Source organism: Pseudorhodobacter antarcticus (genome assembly GCF_900110135.1).
GTDB classification, from domain to species: Bacteria; Pseudomonadota; Alphaproteobacteria; order Rhodobacterales; family Rhodobacteraceae; genus Pseudorhodobacter; species Pseudorhodobacter antarcticus.
Map to the genome: position 1 here is coordinate 1 of NZ_FOCO01000093.1, position 2,976 is coordinate 2,976.

Consider the following 2,976-nt stretch of genomic DNA (forward strand, 5'->3'; position numbering starts at 1 on the left):
ACGCCCATTACAGAAGTCGTGGGATAAGTCTGTCCGGGGATAGGGGAACCCTCACCGTCAGACCATTTGTGCAACAGAGCCCCAGTTACAGTCCTTTCGCTGCAAGGGTTGTCATGATGTTCGGGCAACTTTATGCCGTCGAAAGGGCCGCCGCGGGCCTCCCGCCGGACGAACGTCAAAAGCTGAGGCAGACCCACAGCCTCCCGGTCATGAACGCCCTTCATGCGGAGCTGTTGGAGAATCGTGATGATGCTCCGGACAGGTTGAAAAAGGCAATCAACTATACATTGAAGGGGTTCGATGGGTTGACACAGTTCCTCTACGACGGTCGGCTTGAAATCGACAACAATTCTGTGGAGCGCTGCATCCGCGGAATTGCCCTGACGAAAAAGAACTCGCTTTTCGCAGGCAGCCACGAAGCCGCGAAAGTCTGGGCAACGTATTACACCTTGATTGAATCCGCGCGTCTGAACGGTGTGAACCCGCGCAACTACCTCAATTGGGTTGTGGGTGAGATCGAGCGCACCCGTGGCGAAGTCGACCCTACCCTGCTGATGCCTTGGCACTGCCCGACCGGCCGCATCATCAACTGACAACCTTCCGCCCGACCCAGCGGGTCGGGCGCCTATGACCTGTGATCGCCGGAACCCAGTGGTGGGTTCCGGCCCCACTGCGTTGTCATTACCGCTGCAAGTGGAAAAATGATAACGCGAGACGGTCTCCAGATATTTTTTCCTCTGATGTTGCCAGATGGGCAGCGATCAACGAACTGCGCGTATCGGGCCGACTGTGCAGCCTATATCGCTCCTCCACAGAGGTGGCTCTTGTGCAGGCCTATGATATCCTCCCCGATCACGGCTTCCAAGCCTTCACAACGTCCTTCCAGAGCTTGCCCCAGGTGTTGAACGCGACAAGCTGCAGCGCTTTCGGTTCCGTTGGTTGAGCTCTGCCATGTGCCGTGGTCCAAGACGAATCATCGTGAAGGCGGGTGATCAGTAGCGCCCTCGCCGACCGGCAAGGATCGAGTCAAAATGAGGAGGGCATCGTTTTCACCGGTCTATACACCGCTTACGAAGAAAAGGGTGTCCTGATCAAGGACGCAGGCCCGCGCGACGCGCCCGAGATCACACTACGGGTTGCACTTGAACAGCACGTCACGAAAGCACTCGATCCGCGTCAGCGCAACGTGTCGGCTGAGAAGGCTACTGGCTATGCCGACATGCTGCGCCTGCACGTCCCCCGGTGGCTCGACATGCCCATCACGGACATCACGCGGCAGATGATCAACGAGAAGATAAAGGCAATGGCGAACAAGCCGACGACGGCAAGCTTCCTGCTGCGCACCTTGTCAGCCGTCTACGGCAGACGCCGCTGAAAGGTTATTGGTGAGGCGCAACCGCACTAGAGACCCCCGAAAAATCGCGCAGCAGGCGGTGTGTCAGTCAAGACGGCATCAACGGAGCGACCATGATCTTCTAGCCGCTAATCTCAATGGTGTGCAGGTAGCAGTTTTCGTTCGCGGCGATCTAGGGCCTGTGGACATTCATCTTGACGCAATCAAAGTTGCTGCAAGGTTCCAACTGGCTGTGTAGCTACAGTCAGTTTTGTCGTAGCGTGTTGCTATACCTCTGAATTCCTTGATCTTCGCGAAATAATTTTCAACCAGATGCCGCCACTTATAAGCTTCGGAGTCATAGTCGCGCTGATGTTTGCGGCTCGTTTTTGGCGGGATCACGGCACTTGCGCCGCGCTCATCAAGGTCTTCCAAGAGCCAGTTCGCATCGAACGCTTTATCCGCCATGAGTGCGCCGAAGGAGACACCTCGGATCAGCGGCGCGACGCCGTTCATGTCGTGCGCCTGACCCGGCAGCAACAGAAAGCGGACTAGGTTGCCAAGTGCGTCGACCAAGGCAACGATTTTGGTCGTCATGCCGCCGCGCGAACGTCCGATGGCCTGAGCTTGAGTCCCCCTTTTGCGCCGGTTGCCTTCTGGTGGACCTGAACGATGGTGCCGTCGATAAGTGCATACTCAAGGTCGGGGTCACCGCTCATGGCGTTGAAAAGGCTCTCGAATACGCGGGCTTTGGCCCACCGACGGAAACGCTGGAACTGGCTGTTCCAGTTGCCGAAAGCGGGCGGCAAGTCGCGCCATGGCGAACCCGTCCGAACTCGCCAGATAACTGCTTCCAGGAACAGGCGATTATCCTTTGCCGTAGTCCCCGCGTCGCTGGCTTTTCCCGGCAAATGCGGCTCAAGCCGCTGCCATACACGATCCGTCACCACAAAGCGCTGCTCGTTCATTCAAACCTCCATTTGGGAAGTTTGAATCAGAAATCAAACCCGATGGGAATCCTGATTGTCCACAGGCCCTAGAAGGCTTTGGTGAGCAGGTCTTTTTGTGCAGTGTCAAACATGTTGGTCTCCAGGTTTCCCCGCACGACGTCATTGCCGCGTCGGTCGGACCTGGATGTGTTGTTGCTTCATGACGTGAGACCTCCTTTCATGTTGGACGATTTAAACCACCAATTCTGTCAGAAGTCAAGCAAGTCGTTGAAAACAAAGGTAAGTGTTTAAACAGACGTCTCCTCGGTTGCGCCCCTTGTTTAAACGCGAGGCTTAGGCGTCTTGCACGGCGCAGCAGTTGTTGTTAGTTCAATCAGATGGCCCCTTAGCTCAGCTGGATAGAGCATCCGCCTTCTAAGCGGAATGTCGCACGTTCGAGTCGTGCAGGGGTCGCCAATTGCATCGCAATTTGCGGATGGGGCATAAGAATGCACAAAACGGCACTTTTTGCTGCACACCGTGTCAAGTTTTATCTTTGGATTTTGTCAAAGTTTGAATCAAGAGATTGATTTTGATAGATATACTTAAGATTTTCCGTTTACTATCGATGACGGCTCTGTTGCACAAATGGTCTGACGGTGAGGGTTCCCCTATCCCCGGACAGACTTATCCCACGACTTCTGTAATGGGCGT

Annotated in this window: 3 protein-coding genes and 1 tRNA gene; 3 read left to right on the top strand and 1 reads right to left on the bottom strand. The window is 55.3% G+C overall.

The window, feature by feature from the left end; all coding sequences use genetic code 11:
* The first annotated feature begins 68 nt into the window (after positions 1-68).
* Positions 69-593, top strand: coding sequence for an IS66 family transposase (locus tag BMY36_RS18875; protein ID WP_175469349.1), 525 nt, complete (start codon positions 69-71; stop codon positions 591-593).
* Between the two features lie 395 nt (positions 594-988).
* Positions 989-1,375 carry a hypothetical protein gene (locus BMY36_RS18880; RefSeq protein ID WP_050519436.1) on the top strand — a complete coding sequence of 129 codons (387 nt, stop codon included), beginning with the start codon at positions 989-991 and terminating at the stop codon, positions 1,373-1,375.
* A gap of 168 nt (positions 1,376-1,543) precedes the next feature.
* On the opposite strand, the gene BMY36_RS19355 is transcribed toward BMY36_RS18880, so the two are convergent.
* Positions 1,544-2,301, bottom strand: a protein-coding gene (locus BMY36_RS19355) for an IS5 family transposase (protein ID WP_139194163.1) whose coding sequence is annotated in 2 segments (ribosomal slippage) — positions 1,544-1,965 and positions 1,965-2,301 — 759 coding nt in all. Because the reading frame shifts where the segments join, the coding sequence is not laid out codon by codon here.
* A gap of 361 nt (positions 2,302-2,662) precedes the next feature.
* On the opposite strand from BMY36_RS19355, the gene BMY36_RS18895 reads away from it, so the two are divergent.
* Positions 2,663-2,739, top strand: a tRNA-Arg gene (locus tag BMY36_RS18895).
* Positions 2,740-2,976: the final 237 nt, after the last annotated feature.